This is a genomic window from Mycobacterium sp. TY814 (assembly GCF_030755175.1).
Taxonomy (GTDB): Bacteria; Actinomycetota; Actinomycetes; order Mycobacteriales; family Mycobacteriaceae; genus Mycobacterium.
The window spans coordinates 505,273-524,062 of record NZ_JAUFRY010000004.1 but is presented as its reverse complement, the minus strand read 5'-3'; the positions used below and the strand labels follow the sequence as shown (position 1 = coordinate 524,062).

The 18,790-nt window shown below is 68.2% G+C and carries 22 protein-coding genes; 8 read left to right on the top strand and 14 right to left on the bottom strand.

Translation table 11 applies throughout. The annotated features are described in order from the left end of the window. Positions 1–5: 5 nt before the first annotated feature. The 8 genes from rraA to QXH22_RS27630 form a co-directional block, all read right to left on the bottom strand. The gene (rraA, locus tag QXH22_RS27665) at positions 6–491 is read right to left on the bottom strand and encodes a ribonuclease E activity regulator RraA (RefSeq protein ID WP_306277576.1); all 486 of its coding nucleotides are present in this window, start codon (positions 489–491) and stop codon (positions 6–8) included. 2 nt (positions 492–493) lie between these two features. Beyond that, on the bottom strand, positions 494–943 hold the full coding sequence (locus QXH22_RS30595; protein WP_371934329.1) for a nucleoid-structuring protein H-NS: 450 nt from the start codon (positions 941–943) through the stop codon (positions 494–496). 81 nt (positions 944–1,024) lie between these two features. Then, positions 1,025–1,354 (bottom strand): hypothetical protein, encoded by a 330-nt coding sequence (locus QXH22_RS27655; protein ID WP_306277575.1) that lies wholly within the window; start codon positions 1,352–1,354, stop codon positions 1,025–1,027. Continuing rightward, positions 1,354–2,007 (bottom strand): DUF6474 family protein, encoded by a 654-nt coding sequence (locus tag QXH22_RS27650; protein WP_306246654.1) that lies wholly within the window; start codon positions 2,005–2,007, stop codon positions 1,354–1,356. Before QXH22_RS27650 ends, QXH22_RS27655 begins: the two co-directional genes overlap by 1 nt. Before the next feature lie 120 nt (positions 2,008–2,127). After that, positions 2,128–2,526, bottom strand: coding sequence for a transcriptional regulator (locus tag QXH22_RS27645; RefSeq protein WP_306246656.1), 399 nt, complete (start codon positions 2,524–2,526; stop codon positions 2,128–2,130). Positions 2,527–3,418: 892 nt separating this feature from the next. Then, complete coding sequence (locus QXH22_RS27640) at positions 3,419–3,952, bottom strand: hypothetical protein (protein ID WP_055576933.1); 534 nt, start codon at positions 3,950–3,952, stop codon at positions 3,419–3,421. 221 nt (positions 3,953–4,173) lie between these two features. Continuing rightward, on the bottom strand, positions 4,174–4,797 hold the full coding sequence (locus tag QXH22_RS27635) for a superoxide dismutase (RefSeq protein ID WP_055576932.1): 624 nt from the start codon (positions 4,795–4,797) through the stop codon (positions 4,174–4,176). A 164-nt stretch (positions 4,798–4,961) separates the two neighbouring features. Next, positions 4,962–5,114, bottom strand: coding sequence for a hypothetical protein (locus QXH22_RS27630; protein WP_306246658.1), 153 nt, complete (start codon positions 5,112–5,114; stop codon positions 4,962–4,964). A 535-nt stretch (positions 5,115–5,649) separates the two neighbouring features. Here QXH22_RS27630 and QXH22_RS27625 point away from each other — a divergent pair. Both QXH22_RS27625 and QXH22_RS27620 read left to right on the top strand, forming a co-directional pair. Further along, positions 5,650–6,684, top strand: coding sequence for a DUF4328 domain-containing protein (locus tag QXH22_RS27625; RefSeq protein WP_306277574.1), 1,035 nt, complete (start codon positions 5,650–5,652; stop codon positions 6,682–6,684). Positions 6,685–6,688: 4 nt separating this feature from the next. Then, positions 6,689–7,513 (top strand): glycerophosphodiester phosphodiesterase, encoded by an 825-nt coding sequence (locus QXH22_RS27620; RefSeq protein ID WP_306246662.1) that lies wholly within the window; start codon positions 6,689–6,691, stop codon positions 7,511–7,513. Positions 7,514–7,530: 17 nt separating this feature from the next. Here the strand turns inward: QXH22_RS27620 and QXH22_RS27615 are convergent, their stop codons facing one another. Both QXH22_RS27615 and QXH22_RS27610 read right to left on the bottom strand, forming a co-directional pair. Further along, the gene (locus QXH22_RS27615) at positions 7,531–8,802 is read right to left on the bottom strand and encodes an LCP family protein (RefSeq protein WP_306277573.1); all 1,272 of its coding nucleotides are present in this window, start codon (positions 8,800–8,802) and stop codon (positions 7,531–7,533) included. 26 nt (positions 8,803–8,828) lie between these two features. Further along, positions 8,829–9,611 (bottom strand): DUF2470 domain-containing protein, encoded by a 783-nt coding sequence (locus QXH22_RS27610; protein ID WP_306277572.1) that lies wholly within the window; start codon positions 9,609–9,611, stop codon positions 8,829–8,831. A gap of 95 nt (positions 9,612–9,706) precedes the next feature. Here QXH22_RS27610 and pheA point away from each other — a divergent pair, with 95 nt between their 5' ends. Further along, entirely contained in the window at positions 9,707–10,636 is a 930-nt protein-coding gene (pheA, locus tag QXH22_RS27605) for a prephenate dehydratase (protein WP_306246669.1), read from the top strand. After that, the gene (locus tag QXH22_RS27600) at positions 10,633–11,337 is read left to right on the top strand and encodes a histidine phosphatase family protein (RefSeq protein ID WP_306277571.1); all 705 of its coding nucleotides are present in this window, start codon (positions 10,633–10,635) and stop codon (positions 11,335–11,337) included. Before pheA ends, QXH22_RS27600 begins: the two co-directional genes overlap by 4 nt. Here the strand turns inward: QXH22_RS27600 and QXH22_RS27595 are convergent. The 3 genes from QXH22_RS27595 to QXH22_RS27585 all read right to left on the bottom strand — a co-directional run bounded on the left by QXH22_RS27595 (position 11,314) and on the right by QXH22_RS27585 (position 13,329). Then, on the bottom strand, positions 11,314–11,529 hold the full coding sequence (locus tag QXH22_RS27595) for a hypothetical protein (RefSeq protein ID WP_306246673.1): 216 nt from the start codon (positions 11,527–11,529) through the stop codon (positions 11,314–11,316). The genes QXH22_RS27600 and QXH22_RS27595 overlap by 24 nt on opposite strands. Before the next feature lie 63 nt (positions 11,530–11,592). After that, positions 11,593–11,943, bottom strand: a complete 351-nt coding sequence (locus QXH22_RS27590) for a metallopeptidase family protein (protein ID WP_306277570.1) — start codon at positions 11,941–11,943, stop codon at positions 11,593–11,595. Positions 11,944–11,946: 3 nt separating this feature from the next. Continuing rightward, positions 11,947–13,329 (bottom strand): septum formation family protein, encoded by a 1,383-nt coding sequence (locus QXH22_RS27585; RefSeq protein WP_371934328.1) that lies wholly within the window; start codon positions 13,327–13,329, stop codon positions 11,947–11,949. 80 nt (positions 13,330–13,409) lie between these two features. Between QXH22_RS27585 and serS the strand changes: the two genes are divergently transcribed. Together serS and QXH22_RS27575 are read left to right on the top strand one after the other, a co-directional pair. Beyond that, a complete protein-coding gene (gene serS, locus QXH22_RS27580) occupies positions 13,410–14,669 on the top strand; it encodes a serine--tRNA ligase (protein WP_306277568.1) in 1,260 nt (419 codons plus the stop codon). A gap of 102 nt (positions 14,670–14,771) precedes the next feature. Next, the gene (locus QXH22_RS27575; RefSeq protein WP_306277567.1) at positions 14,772–15,887 is read left to right on the top strand and encodes a diguanylate cyclase; all 1,116 of its coding nucleotides are present in this window, start codon (positions 14,772–14,774) and stop codon (positions 15,885–15,887) included. Here QXH22_RS27575 and QXH22_RS27570 read toward each other — a convergent pair. After that, entirely contained in the window at positions 15,884–16,381 is a 498-nt protein-coding gene (locus tag QXH22_RS27570; RefSeq protein ID WP_306246681.1) for a DUF2834 domain-containing protein, read from the bottom strand. The genes QXH22_RS27575 and QXH22_RS27570 overlap by 4 nt on opposite strands. Positions 16,382–16,461: 80 nt before the next feature. Between QXH22_RS27570 and QXH22_RS27565 the strand changes: the two genes are divergently transcribed. Then, positions 16,462–17,085 carry a TetR/AcrR family transcriptional regulator gene (locus QXH22_RS27565; RefSeq protein ID WP_306277566.1) on the top strand — a complete coding sequence of 208 codons (624 nt, stop codon included), beginning with the start codon at positions 16,462–16,464 and terminating at the stop codon, positions 17,083–17,085. A gap of 59 nt (positions 17,086–17,144) precedes the next feature. Then, positions 17,145–18,713: an NAD(P)/FAD-dependent oxidoreductase gene (locus QXH22_RS27560; RefSeq protein ID WP_306246686.1), complete on the top strand. Its 1,569-nt coding sequence runs from the start codon at positions 17,145–17,147 to the stop codon at positions 18,711–18,713. Positions 18,714–18,790 lie beyond the last annotated feature (77 nt).

Genomic DNA, 18,790 nt, shown 5'->3' with positions numbered 1-18,790 from the left:
GCGGACTAATCTCCTGCAGCGACGACGACAACGCCGTCGTCGTCGCTGTAGGCCACCTCGCCCGGCACGAAAGTCACGCCGCCCAAGGTGATTTCGACGTCGCGTTCGCCTGCGCCGGTCTTGGTGCTCTTGCGCGGGTTGGTGCCCAGCGCTTTGATGCCGATGTCGATGCCCCGTAGGGCGGCGGCGTCGCGTACCGCGCCGTTGACGATCAGGCCGGCCCAGCCGTTCGAGCGGGCCAGTTCGGCGATCAGATCCCCGACCAGTGCGGTGTGCAGCGAGCCACCGCCGTCGATCACCAGAACCCCGCCGGAACTGTGCTCCGACAGGATCGATTTGAGCAGCGCGTTGTCCTGGAAGCACCGGACGGTCGATATCGGACCCGCGAATTCCGTGCGGGCGCCAAACTGGCGGAACTGCAAATCGCAGCTGCGCACGTCGGGTCCGATGTCGTCGACCAGGTCAGCCGTCGGGCGGAAAGTCTCTGCCACGATCAGCGGCGGCGCAGCTGCCGGACCAACAGCAGGGCCAGCAGGCTCAGCGTGATCGCAACCAGCCACGGGCCGGGGGATTGCAGCGGAGACGACTCGGGTGTCTCCCGCGGCAGGGGGTTGGCCGCACTCTCCACCGTCGACTTCGCTTGAGCCGCGGCATCTTTGGCGGCAGCGAGCTGACCGTTGGTTTCTGCGCGCTGCTGGAGGTCGGCGGGCGCCTCGGCGGGCTGCTCCGCCAACTTCGGTGGCTCAGCCTTCTTGGCGGGTATCTTCTTGGCCGTCGCCTTCTTCGCGGGGGCCTTCTTGGCCGGTGCTTTGGCCGCGGCGGCCTTCTTCGCCGGAGCCTTCTTGGCGGGCGCCTTCGCGGCGCTTGCCTTCTTGGCGGGGGCCTTCTTGGCCGGCGGATTCGGTTGCGGCTCGCCGTCCGGTCGATCCTGCGGGTCTGCCATGCGGCCGCTCCTTTGCAGCTTGGTCGTCGCTAAGTGGTCGTGGGACGCTCGGGTCCCATCATGCCAGCACGCGCGCGAGAACTACGGCCTGCGCCGTACGGACCAGATCGCGACGGCGGCGACCGCGGCGATGGCTCCTACCGCGAACGGCCACGTGGGCAGCTCGCCGTTGGGGTCCGCCGGTTTCGCCGAAGGGGCCGATGTGGCGGTGCTGGCCGTCGTCAGCCGCAAGGAGGCGGACCGCGCCAGCACGTGCCCGTCGGCTGACGTCATCTGACAAGTCACCGGGTAAGACTCAGCCGCCATCGGTGGCCGCGTGGCCACCGGGGCGGCGCCGGCCGTCGCGGCGGCGGTGATGGCCGCGGCGGCCCACAGCACAGCCGGACGTGCCCGGCGCCGATGCGCTGTCATCACACTCCCAGGCGGGCCAGCAGGTCGCCTTCTATCCCGTCCAGTTGGCTCGAGATGGCGGCGTGCGCTGCCCGGCGCCGCTGGGTCGGCATGTTCTCCGCGGCGGTGATGGCCGCGGACAGATCGGCGAGCCGCTCACTGATAGCCCCGACGAACTGCTTGGTTTCCGGATCCTTCGGCTTCTTCTCTTGAACCGCACGCAGCGATTGCTCGGCGCCGGCGACCCGCGCCGACAACCGGGCGCCGTGGCCGGAGAACTGGCCGATCTGCGCAAGCGGAATGCCAAGTTGATCGGCCCGGCGCTGGTCGATGTAGCCGCGGGCGGCGATGGCCGCCCGATAGATCAGCGGCGTCAGCACCGGGGCCAGCAGGCGGGACACAGTCAGCGTGCGACGGATGCGGGTGGGCGATAGCAGCTTGCCTTCGCGCGCCGCTTTGAGCTCGGTCTCGGCGACCTTCAGCGCGACCCGGTCGCTATCCTTCTGCGCCCTGAGTTGCGCGGCGAGCGCCCTGTCGGCCGCCTTTTGGGCGGACTTGATGCGGCGCCGCTCGTTCTTCGCCGACAGGCGGGCCTCCAACTTGGCGCGGGCCTTGATCGCGCGGGCTTCGGCGCGACGGGTCGCACGGCTCTTTCGCTTGCGGAACAGGCCCATTCCCGGCCGCCCTCCCGGTATCTCGTAGCTGACGCGGTGCGTGTGCGAGCGCTGGGCCAACCCTAATCCGAGCAGCGCGCGGCCAGCTCGCCAGGTCAGGTATGAACTGACCGGCCGGTATCAGGCGTCGAGTCCCTCGGCGCGGCGCAGCTCGTCGATCCGGTCCAGCACCTTCTGCTGCGCCTCCGGGGGCAGGCCGTGCGCCCGCGCTGCGATACGGCGCACGCCGTCGTCACGCACGGTCGCGTAAAACTGCAACTCCTTGTCGAGCTTCTCGTAGTAGTCATCGTCGGTGAAGTAGGCGGACTTGATCCGGAAGAAGTTGGCAAGGGCGGCCATGGTTGCTGACGACGGGTTCGTGCGATTGCCGGAACGTAGCTGCGACAGGTAGGGAGCCGACATCGTGACGCCTTCCGCCTTGAGCGCGGCGATCACCTCCGCGGAGGTATGCGGGCCTCGTCCGGGCGGATACACCGTGTCAAACAGTCGGTTCAGGCGGGCAGCGAACGTCGTGCTCATCGATATGACCTCCACCGGGGCTATAAGAGCAAGCGGTATCAATAGGTATTTGCTGATCATGGTAGCGACTGATTTTGTCGACCACCAAGTGCAAACCTGATCGTAACCGGTTGCAGCACGCAGGGCGACCGGGACCGGCACCCCCGATGAGCATCCAAACGAATGCATCTGGTGTCCACCAATTGACCGGATTTCACAGGTTATCCGCAGAATACACCGCGCGCGCCCGCGCCGTGATTCACCGCAGGAGGCGCTGAACGCCGCAGCCGCCGGCGTTCGGGAGGCCTTGGCGGGAACCTCTCGGCAACCAGCAGAAAGCCAAAAAGCGACCACCGGTCACTTTGCTGCTCGGCGCGAATGAGGCATCGTCCACCGGCTATCGGTCCATCTGCAGGCCCGTGTCGGCGGTTTGGCTGAGCAGTCCCGGCGGACCCGCGGCCGGACGGGCCGCGTCGGCTCTCTTCGGGTGACGGCCGATGTCGGGCTGCTGGTTTCCGGGGCGCGGACACCTCGCCGCGGATGCGCTGGGGAGTTTGCGCCCGGGCCGCCGTGGGCGCCGTCGCGGCGTCCGCCGACGTTACCCGGGAAGCGGCGGCAAGCAGAGGTGACTGCCCGGCGCAGGGTGACCGGTGGGGGCTACGGGGGACCGATGGTGGGGACCCGCGGCGCGCGGCTGTGCCGCGCTTGCGATCGCCACGGGTTGGATGGTGGCGACCCGCGGCGCGCGGCTGTGCCGCGCTTGCGATCGCCACGGGTTGGATGGTGGCGACCCGCGGCGCGCGGCTGTGCCGCGCTTGCGATCGCCACGGGTTGGATGGTGGCGACCCGCGGCGCGCGGCTGTGCCGCGCTTGCGATCGCCACGGGGTCGGGCCGCCGGGTGGCGAGCCGCCGCTACGCGGCGAGCAGCATCGCCAGAATTGCAGTGTCCGGGTGGCTGATCGGGTCCACGCCGACGCGGCTCACCATCGACGTGATGGTGCCGTCGGCCTCCGCTTCCACCCAGGCCGCCCGGTGCTCAAGACCCAAATAGGGCAGGCCGGGCAGCAGCACACAGCCAGAGGCGGCGCCGGTGCACTCCGGCAACGACGGCGTCGTCTCCGACGGCGGATGCAGCATCAGCAACGCAGGAGGCTGATGGTCGGCGAAATATCCTGGCTGGATGGCCGTTTCGCCGAATACGGTGCCCTCGGCGAGGACCAGGCCGACGGTTCCGGGTTCGGGCTCATCCGGAAGTTCCTCGCGCGCGCCGAACACCGTTGTGGTGGACAGCAATCCGGGCAGTGAGGCGACACGCACGGCCACCATCAACAGTTGCGCCCATTCTTTGGTGGAATCGGGCCAACGCCCGGATATCACAAACCCTTTCAGGGCACCGCGAGCATGAAAGGGGGACACCCCTATAGGCCGGCCAGACCCAGCATCCATATTGCCTCCGTGACGCCTTCATTCGAAGTAACCACGCTGGTAGCTCGAACAAATGGTAGCTCGAATGATCAAGCATGCGCGGGGTTTTGGCGCCGTGCAACTCGACACGGCAGGTCGGCGGCGGTGTTACCGATCAGCAACATGCGAAGCGGTCGTTGTGGCGCCAAAAGACAAGGGCGCCGCGCGATGTCGCGCGACGCCCCGGCCCTGAAGTCAGACGATCAGGGGAAGATCAACCCCGATGTCTTCGACGTGGCGGCCTCGTAGCGGGACTGCACGTCGGCCCAGTTGACCACGTTCCAGAACGCTTTGACGTAGTCCGCCTTGACGTTCTTGTACTGCAGGTAGAAAGCGTGCTCCCACATGTCGACCTGCAGCAGCGGGATCACCCCGAGCGGCACATTGGCCTGCTGGTCGTAGAGCTGGAAGGTCAGCAGCCGGCCACCCAGGGTGTCGTAACCGAGCACGGCCCAGCCCGAGCCCTGCAGGCCGTTGGCAGCCGCACTGAACTGCGCCTGGAACTTGTCGAACGAGCCGAACTGGTCGTCGATCGCGGCGGCCAGGTCGCCCGTGGGCTTGTCGCCGCCGTCCGGCGAGAGGTTCTTCCACCAGATGGAGTGGTTGACGTGACCGCCGAGGTGGAAGGCCAGGTTCTTCTCGTTCAAGAAGATGGCCGAGTGGTCACCCTTGGCGCGCGCCTCTTCGAGCTTGGCGACCGCGTCGTTGACGCCTTTGACGTAGGTGGCGTGGTGCTTGCTGTGGTGGATCTCGTTGATCTGACCAGAGATGTGCGGCTCTAGTGCTGCGTAGTCCCAGTCCAAGTCGGGCAGGGTGTATTCAGCCACGGCTTTCCTTCCTTCGATGAGCGGATCGTCTGACGTGTCATTCGCGGGGTCCCGCCACGCGGCAACCTGGCATCTTCAACCCTGCTCCATGACCGCGCGTGCCGCAAGGACGACCCCCGGGAACCCGCCCCGAATACCCGGTATACGCGGCGATCAAGCTGGAATCAGGACAACGCGATCAGGGCGAGCACAGCCAGCAGCGCGAGCGCGATCAGACCGGCGCGCAGTGCGGCGACTCGGTACGCCTGGTTCCAGGCAGGCGACCCCGAGTACGAGTTCGACTGTGTCGAACCCGGACCGAACGAATGTGTGGCCATTAACTGCCTTCCAACTGCACGTCCACCTCGCCGCGCCCAAAGAGTCGAGTGAGGTGAGTCACAATGAAGCCCCGCGTCCGCGATCATAACGCTTGATCCGCGGCTTGGAAAACCGGACGCCCGCGCGTCTTGTAGCAATCCTCCGTTGCGGCCCCAACCGCACGTTTGCGGTGGTGGAGTGGCGATCTCGCAGACATATCGCCGAAGCCGGTTCGCACGTTTGGCGGTCCAGGGAGCCGGGTATCCGCGCGGCATCGAAACGGCGATCTATTCGCTCGGAGCGTTGTCGAGGCTGTCGATCGACACTCGTTGTTATCGCTGTGTTATCCACAGATCCACCGAAAGCTGGCCGATAGAGGCTGTGTCCGCCACCCATCCCAATTGTGGATAAACCTGTGGAAATTGTGGATAGGTCCATTTAGCTGTGTCCTACGTCACGCCTATGCCCGGTGTGGCGCCTGTTGGGCACGTCGGTGGCTGTGCTATGGCCCCGCCGCTCCGCCGCCTGTCGCCCAGCACCTATTAGGCTGGTCCGGTGATTCAGGTGTGCTCCCAGTGCGGCACGCGGTGGAATGTGCGCGAACGACAGCGCACCTGGTGCCCACGCTGCCGGGGCGCCCTGATGGCGCCGCTGGCCGACGCGCCCCCGGGTGACCCTCGGTGGAGCGCGCAAGCCGGGCCCCAGCCCTCGCCCGCGCCGCGCACGCCGCCCCGGCTTCCGCCGGGTTTCCGCTGGATAGCGGTGCGGCCGGGGGCCGCACCACCGATACGGCGGATGCGCCGGCCGTTGGGCCCCACACCGCGTTACACGGTGATTCCCCGCTGGGGTCTGGTCGACCGCGTCAGTCCGGTTGCGCCGACGTCACCGGACGCCACGGTCAAGGCGGGGCCGAGTCCCGAAGTCGTGCGGGTGATGCTGTTCGCAACCCAGTTGGTGCTGGCCGGCGCTGCGCTGGTGTACGCGGCGCGCTATGGACTGCTGATCTATAACCGCGATTCGCTGCTGAACTCGCTGGTCGCCCTGGCGGCGGACTGGATCGGGATTGCCGCGAGCGTGGCAGCGATGGCAGTGATGCTGGGATCCTTCGTCGTGCTGGTGAAGTGGTTGATCGCCCGTCGTGCTGCGGCCTTCAGCTACCACGGGCTGCCCGAGCACCGCTCGCCCCGTCGAATGTGGGCCGGCTGCCTGCTGCCCTTCGCGAACCTGGTGATGGCGCCCGTCTACGTCATCGAACTCGCACTTGTGGAGGACCACTACGAACGGGTGCGCAAGCCGATCTACCTGTGGTGGCTCGCCTGGACCGTCAGCTACGTGGTGTCGCTGTTCGCCATCGCCACCAGCTTGTCCAGCGATGCGCAGGGCATCGCCAACAACACCGTGATGGTGGTGTTCGGTTATCTGGCCGCCGCGGTCACGGTCGCCGGAGTGGGACGCGTCTTCGAAGGATTCGAGCGCAAGCCCGTCGAACGCCCGGCGCACCGCTGGCTCGTCGTCGAAGCCGATCGGCCCGCGCCTTCAGCAGCAGCAGCCGCTCCGGTTGAGCTGGAGGGACAGGAACCGGCAGCATAGGCGTATGACGCGGGCGGATGAGGTCCTCGCCGGGCACCCTTTCGTGGTCGCCCACCGGGGGGCGTCGTCGTCCCGCCCCGAGCACACTCTGGCCGCCTATGACCTTGCGCTCAAAGAAGGCGCCGACGGTGTGGAGTGCGACGTCCGGCTGTCCCGCGACGGTCACCTGGTCTGCGTGCACGACCGCCGCCTGGACCGAACCTCGACGGGTGAGGGATTGGTCAGCACCGCGACGCTGGCCGAGTTGCGCGAACTGGAATACGGCGTGTGGCACGACAGCTGGCGACCAGATGGCGCGCACGGTGACACCGGCCTGCTGACGCTCGACGCACTCGTGGCGATGGTGCTCGACTGGCACCGTCCGGTGAAGATCTTCGTCGAGACCAAGCATCCGGTCAGGTACGGCTCACTGGTGGAAAGCAAACTGCTGGCGCTGCTGCACCGCTTCGGCATCGCCGCACCGCCGTCCGCGGACCGATCGCGTGCGGTGGTGATGTCGTTCTCCGCCGCCGCCGTGTGGCGGGTGCGCAGGGCGGCGCCGATGTTGCCCACGGTGTTACTGGGCAAGACCGGTCGATATCTCACCAGCAGCGCCGCGACGGCGGTCGGAGCCACCGCAGTGGGGCCGTCGCTGGCCGCGCTGCGCGATTACCCGCAGTTGGTGGATCGCTCCGCCGCCCAGGGCAGGTCGGTCTACTGCTGGACGGTCGATGAGTACGACGACATCGATTTCTGCCGTGAGGTGGGGGTGGCGTGGATCGCCACGAATCACCCCGGCCGCACCAAGGCGTGGCTGGAGAAGCGGAAGGCGAGCGAGAGCAGCGGTTGATCGGCGTCGTGCCCGGCTTACGGCTGGTCCTGCAAAGCCGTCGCCGGCACCGGCGCATCGGCGGCCAGCGCGTCGAACAGGTCGCGAGCGGCGTCGTGATTCCAGACCACCACTGAGCCCACGCCGGTGTCGGTGAACTCTCCGATCGGGACCGTCATCGGGGTGGTGGGGCCGTGCAGCGCCCAGCCGAGCCGGGCCAGGTCCCACGCGTGGTCATCGCGGTCGAGCGTCAGCGCGCCGGCCGCCGCGTGCGGCACCGAATACCAGCGCCAGGGGTTGAGCCACACCGTCGGGCTGGTCGCGCGGTGCAGCAGCGCCGACATGAACTCCCGTTGATGGATCATCCGGTCCAGATCCGCCCGCGGGGTGGCGCGCGTCCGGACGTAACCCAGGGCGCTGCGGCCGTCCAACTGCTGGCACCCGGCAGGCAGGTCCAGACCCGCCAATGGATCGCGTATCGGCTCGGCGGGGCACACGCTCACCCCGCCCAGTGCGTCGACCAGCACGGCGAATCCGCCGAATCCGACCTCGGCGTAGTGGTCCAGACGTAAGCCGGTGGCCTGCTCGACGGTCTGCGCCAGCAACGGCGCACCGCCTTGCGAGAAGGCGGCGTTGATCTTGTCGCGGCCGTGCCCCGGGATCGGCACGTACGAGTCGCGGGGGATCGATACCAGGGTGGTCCGCGCGTTGGACCCGAGCCCCGGCACGTGCACCACCATGATCGTGTCGGTCCGTCCCGTCCCGACGTCGCCGCCGGTGGCCAGTTGCTCCTGCTGTTCGGGGGACAGGTCCTGGCGACTGTCGGATCCGACGAGCAGCCAGTTGGTGCCGCGTCCGGGAGCAGGACGGTCCGCGTAGTTGGTCAGCACCGACTGGCGGTGCACGGCGGAGTCGAACCAGAGCATGCCGCCCAGCACGCCCGCGGTCGCCAGCAGTAGCAGGACCATCAGCGTCAAGGCCGCGGTGCGCAGCCACCGGCGTTTGCCGCGCTTCTTCCGGCGGGGTTTGGGCGGAGGCGGTGCCGGTGGCGCGGCGGCGGCGCGTCCCGGCGGCGGTGGCGGTGGCGCGGCGACTCGTCCCGCGGGCGGCGGTGGTGTGGACGCCCGTCCCGGCGGCGGCGGTGCCCCGGCTCGTCCCGCGGGTGGTGGGGGCGTTAAGGCGGCCCGTCCCGGCGCACGCGGTGGCCGCGCGTCCCGGCGGATCACCGGGGCGGGCTCCGGACCGACTGGCTGGCCCGGCGGAGTCGGGTCGGGTCTGCGCAATCGGGCCGGTGGTCGATCACCGTTCACCCGGTTAACTTACGTCGCCAAGCCCGTTATCGGCGTGCGCGCAGCCCATTGACGAACGGGCATCCCATCAGAACGCGGATGGCCTGACGCAGACCGTTCATGTCGTCGACCGGCTTGTGGAACGGCAGCCGGACGTCACGGTCACCGTCGTTGCCTTCCACGCGGAACCGCACGCCGTAGCGGTCCAGGCCCAGAGGGCTTACCTGACCACGGCGCAGCGGCGCCGGCAGCCGGGAGACCAGCCGGGCGACGACGTCGTTGTGCGCGGTGGCGAGGTGCCACAGCAACGTCGACTCGATCTCGCAGAAGGGGTCGGGCCGGGCGGCGAGCAGGTCGCGGACGGAGACCGGCTCGGCACCGGTGGCATCGGTCACCACGACGGAGTCGATCACCAGGCGGAGCAGGGTGTACCGCGGTTCATCGTCGTCCGACGCCGTCGACCTCGGTGTATCTACCTGCAGCAGCACCGGGTTCGGGTCCTCGGTGGCGATCAGGTCCAGCATCTTGGCCACCGCACCAGGTGGAATCCGGTGCAGCTGACCCCGCACCCATACCAGCGAACGCACGGGTTCGCGGACCGGAAGCGGCGCATAGTCGGTGAGTTCCAGCAACGCCTGTGTGCCGCATTGCAGGTCGGTGGCACCCGCGCGGGGAACGGCCACGGCGAAGGAGCCGTCGTGCAGCAGGTGGTGGACGGGCGCAGTCACCGGCTCCTGGCCCTCGACTGCCAGCAGGGCACCATCGGCCCGTGAACAGGCGCTGCGAATGCGTTCGGCGGTGGTGGGTGTCGGATATGCGACCGGTAGCACCGTAACCTCCTGTTTGTTAGGTAAGCCTAAGGTAACTTAGCCGGGCGGGCGGAGCAAGGCCCGGCGCGACGGACCCGCGCCGTTAGGGTTGTGTCGTGGCCCGCATCGCTTACCTCGGTCCGGAGGGGACGTTCACCGAGGCCGCTCTGCTGAAAATGGCCGCTAACGGGCTGGTTCCTGGCCATGACCCGCAGGCGCTGCAGCCGTTGCCTGTCGACAGCACGCCCGCCGCCCTGGACGCGGTGCGCGACGGCGCCGCGGACTACGCTTGCGCGCCCATCGAGAACTCGATCGACGGGTCGCTGGCGCCCACTCTGGACAGCCTGGCCATCGGTTCACCGCTGCAGATTTACGCCGAGACCACGCTGGATGTGTCGTTCAGCATCGTGGTCCGGCCCGGCCGCACCGCCGCGGACGTGCGCACGCTGGCCGCTTTCCCGGTGGCCGCGGCGCAGGTGCGGCGCTGGGTCCGCACCCATCTGCCCGCCGCCGAGCTCAAACCGGCCTACTCCAACGCCGACGCCGCGCAGCAGGTGTCCGACGGCGGGGTCGATGCCGCAGTCACCACACCGCTGGCCGGGACGCACCGCGGCCTGGAGGTGATCGCCGAGGGCGTGGTCGACGAGTCCAACGCGCGCACCCGCTTCGTGCTGATCGGACAACCCGGTCCGCCGCCGGCCCGCACCGGCGCCGATCGCACCGCGGCGGTGTTGCGGATCGAGAACGTCCCGGGGGCGTTGTTGCAGGCGCTGACCGAGTTCGCGATGCGCGGCATCGACCTCACCCGGATCGAGTCGCGTCCCACCCGTACCGGGCTGGGCACGTACATGTTCTTCGTGGATTGCGTCGGCCACATCGATGACGATGCGGTCGCTCAGGCACTCATGGCGTTGCACCGTCGTTGTGCCGATGTGCGTTATTTGGGTTCCTGGCCGACGGGTCAGGCTGCGGGGGTGCTCCCGCCGGCTTCGGAAGAGGCTTCGAGCTGGCTGGCGGGGCTGCGACATGGGGAGATACAACGATGAGCGGCCGGTTGGTGTTGGTGCGCCACGGGCAATCGTTCGGCAACGTCGAACGACGGCTGGACACCCTGCCGCCGGGAGCGGCACTGACCCCGCTGGGGCGTGATCAGGCGCGGGCGTTCGCGCGCGGCGGGCACAGTCGCCCGGCCATCCTGGCGCATTCCGTGGCTGTCCGGGCCTCGCAAACCGCGGCGGTCATTGCCACTGAACTCGACCTACCGGCTCAGGAGGTGGCCGGCATCCACGAGGTGCAGGTCGGTGACCTGGAAAACCGCAACGACGACGAGGCGGTCGCCGAGTTCCAGGCCATCTACAAGCGCTGGCATCTCGGCGAATTGGACGTGGCGCTGCCTGGCGGCGAAACCGCCAACGACGTCCTGGCGCGGTACGTGCCGGTGCTCACCGAGCTGCGCATGCGCTATCTGGACGACGAACGCTTCGACGGCGACATCGTGGTGGTCAGCCACGGCGCGGCGATCCGGCTGGCGGCGGCGGTGCTGGCGGGCGTGGACGGCACCTTTGTCCTTGACAATCCGCTGGACAACGCCGAATCGGTGGCGCTGGCTCCCATCACCGATGGGCGATGGAGTTGCGTGCGCTGGGGTGGCCTGACGCCGCCGTTCTATCCCGAACCCGGCATCGCGGACCGGTCGAAGGACGCCGGGAAAGACCCCGTGGCGTCAAGCACCGATCCCATGCGCTGATCTGATCGGTTCCGCGAACGACTCGGCGCAGGCGCAACCGACGACGTCGCAGTCGACGACGAATGCGTGAGTGAACAACTCCGGGGCGACGCAGTCCGGCTCGGTGCATTCCGGCCGGCCCGACCAGTGAATGATGACGGTGCCGTGGCAGTGATCTAAGCCTGCCCGGCAATCGCGGCAGCCTGTGCTCATATGCCGTTCATAGCACCGTGGGCCGACAGAACTTGGTTGCCGCGCCTACTCGGAGCCCGGCAATCAGGCCCAACCCAGCTCATCGAGCCTGTCGTCGTCGATGCCGAAGTGGTGGGCGATCTCGTGAATCACCGTGATCGCGACCTGCTCGACTACGTCGGTGTCGGATTCGCAGACGTCCAGCAGCGCGTCGCGATAGATGGTGATGGTGTCCGGCAGCGCTCCGGCGTAGTCGGAGTCGCGCTGGGTCAACGCCACCCCCTCGTACAGTCCGAGCAGGTCATCCTCCTCGGGATGCCGGTCAGCGACCAGCACCACGACGTTGTCCATCGCGGCGGTCAGCTCGGTCGGGATCAAGTCGAGTGCATCGGAGACCAACTCGTCGAACCGCTGCGGGTCCATCCCCACGGCCACCGGCTAATTGGGAGGCGGTTCGTTGGCCGGCGCGCCGTCGGGCGCCTGGGCCGGCGCACCTCCGTCGGCCGGCGGTGGTGCCTGGGTGGGGGAGGGTGCCTGGCTCGCCGGAGACGAGGGCGCCCGGGTGGGCGTCACCACCGGCTGCTGGTTGGGCAGATGCTGGTCACCCTGCGGGGTGGGCGGTGTCTGCTGCTGAGGCTGCGGCGCCGACGGCTGCTGAGTCGGCAGCTGCGCCGGGATCTGCGGAAGGGTCAGCCGCTCCTGAGGAATGTCCGGCGGCGGCACCGGCGCCTGACCGTTGATCAGCAGCGGCCCCTTGGCGCTGTTGAGCAGTGTGGACCAGCCCCCGTTGCCCAGGGTCGCGCCGATGCTGCACGCGACCTCGCGGCTGCCCGCCGACCAGCTGGGCAGTGAAATCGTCGGGTAGATCAACGTCAACGTCGTGGTGCGCAACTTGATGGGCGCCAGGTAGGCGTCCGTCATCTTGGTGCACGCGTCCTTGATGAAACCGTCCTGCTCGGCTTCCGGTGGCATCGCGTTGGGGAACTTCTCGGCGAGGTTGACCGTGCCGGTGACCTCCATGGCGTGCGGAGCCGAGCAGTCCACCGGCACATCGACAGGCTGGTTGGTCGCCGGGTCGATACCCAAGCAGGTGCCCGCCGGCCAGACTTTCGACTGGTCGATATCGGCGACCTTGCCCTTGAAGGCGACCTGTTCGTTGTTGGGGCCGGGCAGCTGCAGCCCGCACAGCATGCGGCGCTCGCCGTTCTGGCGCCAGGCCCGGTCGCCCGACCACAGCATGCTGACCGTGAATTTGCTGTTGGGGTCGAACTTCGGGCCCAGGTAGCGGCGAACCGCCGGATCACACTGCTCGGCGTTGATCTGCTGGATGCGGGCCGGCGAGGGGGGCGCGGCGCTGGGGCCGTACTCCGTGCCGGGGAAGGTGCGCATATCGACGGACTCGGCGACCTCAAACCGGTGGTCGTCGGCGCAGTTGACGATGCTTGCCGACTCCGGCGTGCCGTCCGGCCAGTTCAGACAGTCGCCGCTGTTGGCACGCGCGAACGCGGCGTTGCCCTTGGACCCGGTGCTGGGCACCGGGTTGCTGTCGATGAAACCGGCCAGCCGTCCGGGGCCGGTGCCCACGGTGGGCAGCGCGGTTACCAGACCGGCGATGAGCAGGCCGCCCAGCGCGGTGAGGAGCAACCCTCGTCGGGTCGAGGATGCCTGCAGCGAGCGCGGCCAGCGGGACCGCTGCGCGGGCTGCTGGGGTTCGAGGGTGTCGGCCGCCTGGGATTCCTCGACAACCGACGGCTCTGGCGCCTCGTCGGCGGCAGGGTCGGGTACCGGTTCTTTCTCGGGCGCGTCCAACATCGGCTCCATTCTGACAGGACCGGTGCAGAGGCGTGAAAATCGTTGCGCATGTGAGATCCGGCAGAGACCCGGGAAGTAGTCTTGCGGCCGTGATCGACCTCAAGCTCCTCCGGGAGGAGCCCGACGCCGTACGACGCTCGCAACTCAGCCGCGGTGAGGACCCGGCCCTGGTAGACGCCCTGTTGAGCGCCGACACCGCGCGCCGCGCGGCGATCTCGGCCGCCGACTCGCTGCGTGCCGAACAGAAGGCCGCCAGCAAGAGCGTCGGCAAGGCGTCCCCCGAGGAGCGCCCGGCGCTGTTGCAGCGCGCCAAGGACCTCGCCGAGCAGGTCAAGGCCGCCGAGGCCGATCAGACTGCGGCCGAGGCGGCGTTCACCGCCGCCCACATGGCCATCTCCAACGTCATCATCGACGGGGTCCCGGCCGGGGGAGAGGACGATTACGCCGTCGTGGAGGTGGTCGGTGAGCCGCCCCCGTTGACCGACCCGAAGGACCACCTCGAGCTCGGCGAATCGCTGGGGCTGATCGATATGCAACGCGGCGCCAAGGTGTCGGGCTCCCGGTTCTACTTTCTGACCGGACGCGGCGCGCTGCTGCAGCTCGGTCTGCTGCAACTGGCACTGCGGGTGGCCGTCGAGAACGGTTTCATCCCGATGATCCCGCCGGTGCTGGTTCGTCCGGAGGTGATGTCAGGCACCGGCTTCCTGGGCGCGCACGCCGACGAGATTTACCGGCTCGAGGCCGACGACCTCTACCTGGTGGGCACCTCGGAGGTGCCGTTGGCCGGTTACCACTCCGGGGAGATCCTGGACCTGACCAACGGGCCGCTGCGGTATGCCGGCTGGTCGTCGTGTTTCCGGCGCGAGGCCGGCAGCTACGGCAAGGACACCCGCGGCATCATCCGGGTACACCAATTCGACAAGGTGGAGGGCTTCGTCTACTGCCGGCCGGAGGAGGCCGAGGCCGAGCATCAACGGCTGCTGGGCTGGCAGCGCGAAATGCTGGCGCATATCGAAGTGCCCTACCGGGTGATCGATGTGGCGGCGGGCGACCTCGGCTCGTCGGCGGCGCGCAAGTACGACTGCGAAGCCTGGGTGCCCACCCAGGCGACCTACCGGGAGCTGACCTCGACGTCGAACTGCACCACCTTCCAGGCCCGCCGGCTGGCCACGCGCTACCGCGACGCCAACGGCAAGCCGCAGACCGCGGCCACGCTCAACGGGACGCTGGGCACCACCCGCTGGCTGGTGTCGATCCTGGAGAACCACCAGCAGCCCGACGGCAGCGTGCGCGTGCCGGCGGCGTTGGTGCCCTTCGTGGGCACCGAAATTCTCGAACCTGCCGGCTGAGCATTAGCCGACGGCAAATGTGGGCATTCTGTGTGAACATTTGCTGAAGTGGACCGGCGGCCGCGCTGCGATTCTTCCGGGCCTGTGGTGGGGGGAAGCGTCATGGGGCTGCTTGGCGTGTGGTGGAGACGCGCGGACCACTACGACCAGTTGAGTTCGCTGCTGGAAGCGCGACGAATGTGCATCTTGGCCCGGTCCATCATCTCGGTCATTGCCGGCGGGCTGGTCCTCGACGCCCTCGCAACCATCTGGACGCCGACCGGGCCGCAGACAGGGATCCAGATCGCCTGTGCCGTCGCCGCCAGCGTCGGCGCCGCGGCGGGCTCGCTGTTGTGGGCCGTGTGCTGGCCGACCCGCGTGCAGGCGATCACGTTCGCGGTGGTCTCAAACGCCAGCATCGCGTTGATCGCCCTGGCGCAGAGCGATCCCATCGTCGAAATGTTCACGTGCACGACTTTTGCGGCAATGGCGTTCTACATCGCGCTCTTCCACACCCCGCGGCTGATGGCCTACAACTTTGCGGTCGCGATTGTGGTCGCCGCCTCTGCCGGACTCCGGATTGCCGCCGTGTACCACGTCGTCGGCGCAGCGTGCGGACTGTCGCTCGTGCTGCTGCTCAACCTTGCGGTCCCCTTCGGCATTCAGGCGGTCGTCTATGTGCTTGGCGCCGATGCGATGCGTGCGGAACGCGATCAACTGACCGGGTTGCTCAACCGGCGCGCGTTCGACCGCTATGTCAAAGCCCGCATTGCGCAGGACCGCGAGCTCTCCGCACGCCTCGTCGTGACGATGATCGACCTGGACCGCTTCAAGTTCCTCAACGATCAACACGGACACAGCGCGGGCGACGCCGCGCTGGTCGCGGTTGCGCGTGCCTTGCGGGAGTGCACCGACGACACCGCGCTGCTGGCCCGGGTGGGTGGTGAGGAGTTCGTCATCGCCGACTTCTGCGACCCCGATGAGGTCCAGCGCCGGGCGCAGCGGCTGTGTGACGCCATCGCCGCGCTGCCGTTCGGCCTCACCGCCAGCGTTGGCACCGCGGGCGCCGATCGGCAGCCGGTCGCCGCACTCGACGCGCGCGCCGCATTCGATGACCGCACCTCGCTCGACGAGTTGATCTGCGCTGCCGACGCGGCGATGTACGTCGCGAAACGCCGCGGCGGGAACCAGACCTGGCACCACCAGGGCGACTACCGCAACGACGGGATCAGTGCCTAGGCGTTGACCTTGGGCACCCGGACGCTCGCGGCCCGCTCGTGCCGGTGCTGGCGCTCGATGGTGGCGAAGTAGAAGGCGAACGCGAACGCGAAACTGGTGAACAGGCTGCTCACGAAGAACAGCCAGGGCCGCTTGTATCCGCGGCGGTAGCCGTCGGTGATCGAGAACAGCGGCAGCAGAATCACATTCGCGATCGTGTAGTCCTGGCCGGCCGAGCCGGCGGCCGGGTTGGTGAACATCAGCTGGATGTACTGCGTCCAGCTGCCCGGACCCCAGAGTGGGTTGTGTACGCCCATGTGGGCGTACTCCTGCACGAAACGAATGTTGAAGTACCAGCCCAGCGCGACAGAGGCGATGCCGACGACGTAGTACGTGATTTCCAGTGGCGAGAACAGCGGACCGACGGCCGGCCGCGCATACACCTGGCGGTTGGAGGAGACGATCCAGAAGATGACGGCGATACCCAGGACGGCGTGGGCGATGAGAGACACCATGGCCGCAGTCTCACCCGGCCCGCGAAGTTTTGTCAATATTGTCATAACGTATTCCTGACCGGCTGGGGTACCTTACTGCCATGGTCAGGCCGGCTCAGACGGCGCGGAGCGAGCGCACCCGGGAGGCGCTGCGCCAGGCGGCCGTGGTGCGATTCCTGGCCCAGGGCGTGGAAGATACGTCGGCCGAGCAGATCGCGGCCGACGCCGGAGTCTCGTTGCGGACCTTCTACCGGCACTTCAGCTCCAAGCACGATCTGCTGTTCGCCGACTACACCGGCTTGAACTGGTTTCGGGCTGTGCTGGATGCCCGCCCGGTCGACGAGGCGGTCATCGACTCGGTGCAGGCGGCTGTCTTCGCGTTTCCCTATGACGTGGAGGCCGTGACCAAGATTGCGACCTTGCGCGGCGGCGAAATCGATCCCGGCCGGATCGTCCGGCACATCCGGGACGTGCAGGCCGATCTGGCCGACGCCATCCAGGCGCAGCTGCTCGGTCGTAGCTGCACCAACGGTCAGCCCGGTGACGCGCGGCTGCGCAGCACGGTGATCGCACGGTGCATCGCGGCGGCCATCTTCGGGGCGATGGAGGCCTGGATGCTGGGCGGTGACCGCTCGCTCAGCGAGCTGGCCCGGATGAGTCACGTGGCGCTGGAATCCCTGCGGACGGGCATCAGCGACTCCTGGGCCACCTGGGCGACCGCCTAAGTTTCGTCATAATTGACAAAACTTCGCCTGCGTGCCAGCCTCCCATCCAGGAGGTCGGCATGTCTGAAACTGGGAACGAGTACGACGCGATTGTCATCGGCGCGGGCCACAACGGGTTGACCGCGGCGGTGATGCTGCAGCGGGCGGGTCTGCGCACCGTCTGCCTGGACGGCAAGCTCTACGCGGGCGGCATGGCCTCCACCGTGGAGCTGTTCGACGGGTATCACTTCGAAATCGCCGGCTCGGTGCAGTTCCCGACCTCGGCGGAGGTGATCAGCGAACTCGGGCTCGACGCGCTGCCGACGGTGGACCTGGAGGTGATGTCGGTAGCACTGCGCGGGGTCGGCGACGATCCTCTCGTTCAGTACAGCGATCCGATGAAGATGTTCGCCCACCTCAACGAGGTGCACGGCGCGGATGCGGTGGCCGGGATGGGCGGTCTGCTGATGTGGGCGCAGGCGCCGACCCGGGCGCTGGGCCGCTTCGAGGCGGGCACGCTGCCCAAGACCTTCGACGAGATGTATGCCTGCGCCACCAACGAATTCGAGCGCTCCGCGATCGACGACATGCTGTTCGGCTCCGTCACCGACGTGCTGGACCGGTACTTCCCGGACCGGGAGAAGCACGGCGCGATCCGGGGGTCGATGACGGTGCTGGCCGTCAACACCCTCTACCGCGGTCCTTCCACGCCGGGCAGCGCCGCCGCCCTGGCTTTCGGGCTGGGAATTCCCGAGGGCGACTTCGTCCAGATGAAGAAGCTGCGCGGGGGGATCGGGGCGCTGACCGCGCACCTGGCGCAGGTCTTGGAGGACAACGGCGGCGAAGTGCGGTTGCGGTCCAAGGTGACCGAGATCCTGGTGGCGGACGGCCGGGTGGCCGGCGTGCGGACGGAGGCCGGGGACACGCTGAGCGCCCCGATCGTCGTCTCCTCGGTGGCGCCCGACGTCACGGTCAACGACCTGATCGACCCGTCGCTGCTGCCCGCCGAGATCCGGGAACGCTACGGGCGCATCGACCACCGCGGCAGCTACCTGCAGATGCACTTCGCACTGGACGAGGCGCCGGAGTTCGTCGCTCCCTACGAGGCGCTCAACGACCCGACCATGCAGGCGTCGATCGGCATCTTCTGCACACCGGAGGAGGTCCAGCAGCAGTGGGAGGACTGCCGCCGCGGCATCGTACCGGCGGATCCGACGCTGGTGCTGCAGATCCCTTCGGTGCACGATCCGGATCTCGCCCCGCAGGGCAAGCACGCCGCGTCAGCCTTCGCGCTGTGGTTCCCCATCGAAGGGGGCGCCGACTACGGCCAGGCCAAGGTCGAGATGGGGCAGCGGGTCATCGACAAGATCACCCGGCTGGCGCCGAATTTCGAGCGCAGCATCACCCGCCACACCACCTTCACGCCCAAGCACATGGGGGTGATGTTCGGTGCGCCCGGCGGGGACTACTGCCACGGCCTGCTGAGCTCCGATCAGATCGGGCAGAATCGACCGGGCCCGAGAGGCTATATCGGACAACCCATTCCGGTGCGGGGCCTGTATCTGGGCAGCGCCGGGTGTCACGGGGGTCCGGGCATCACGTTCACACCGGGCTACAACGCGGGCAAGGCGGCGCTCGAAGACCGCTAGCTCGTTCTGCGCCCGGCGTGCGGCCAGCCGCACCCTCGACGCCGAGCGTGCGGCCCGCCGCACAGTCGGCGAGGGAA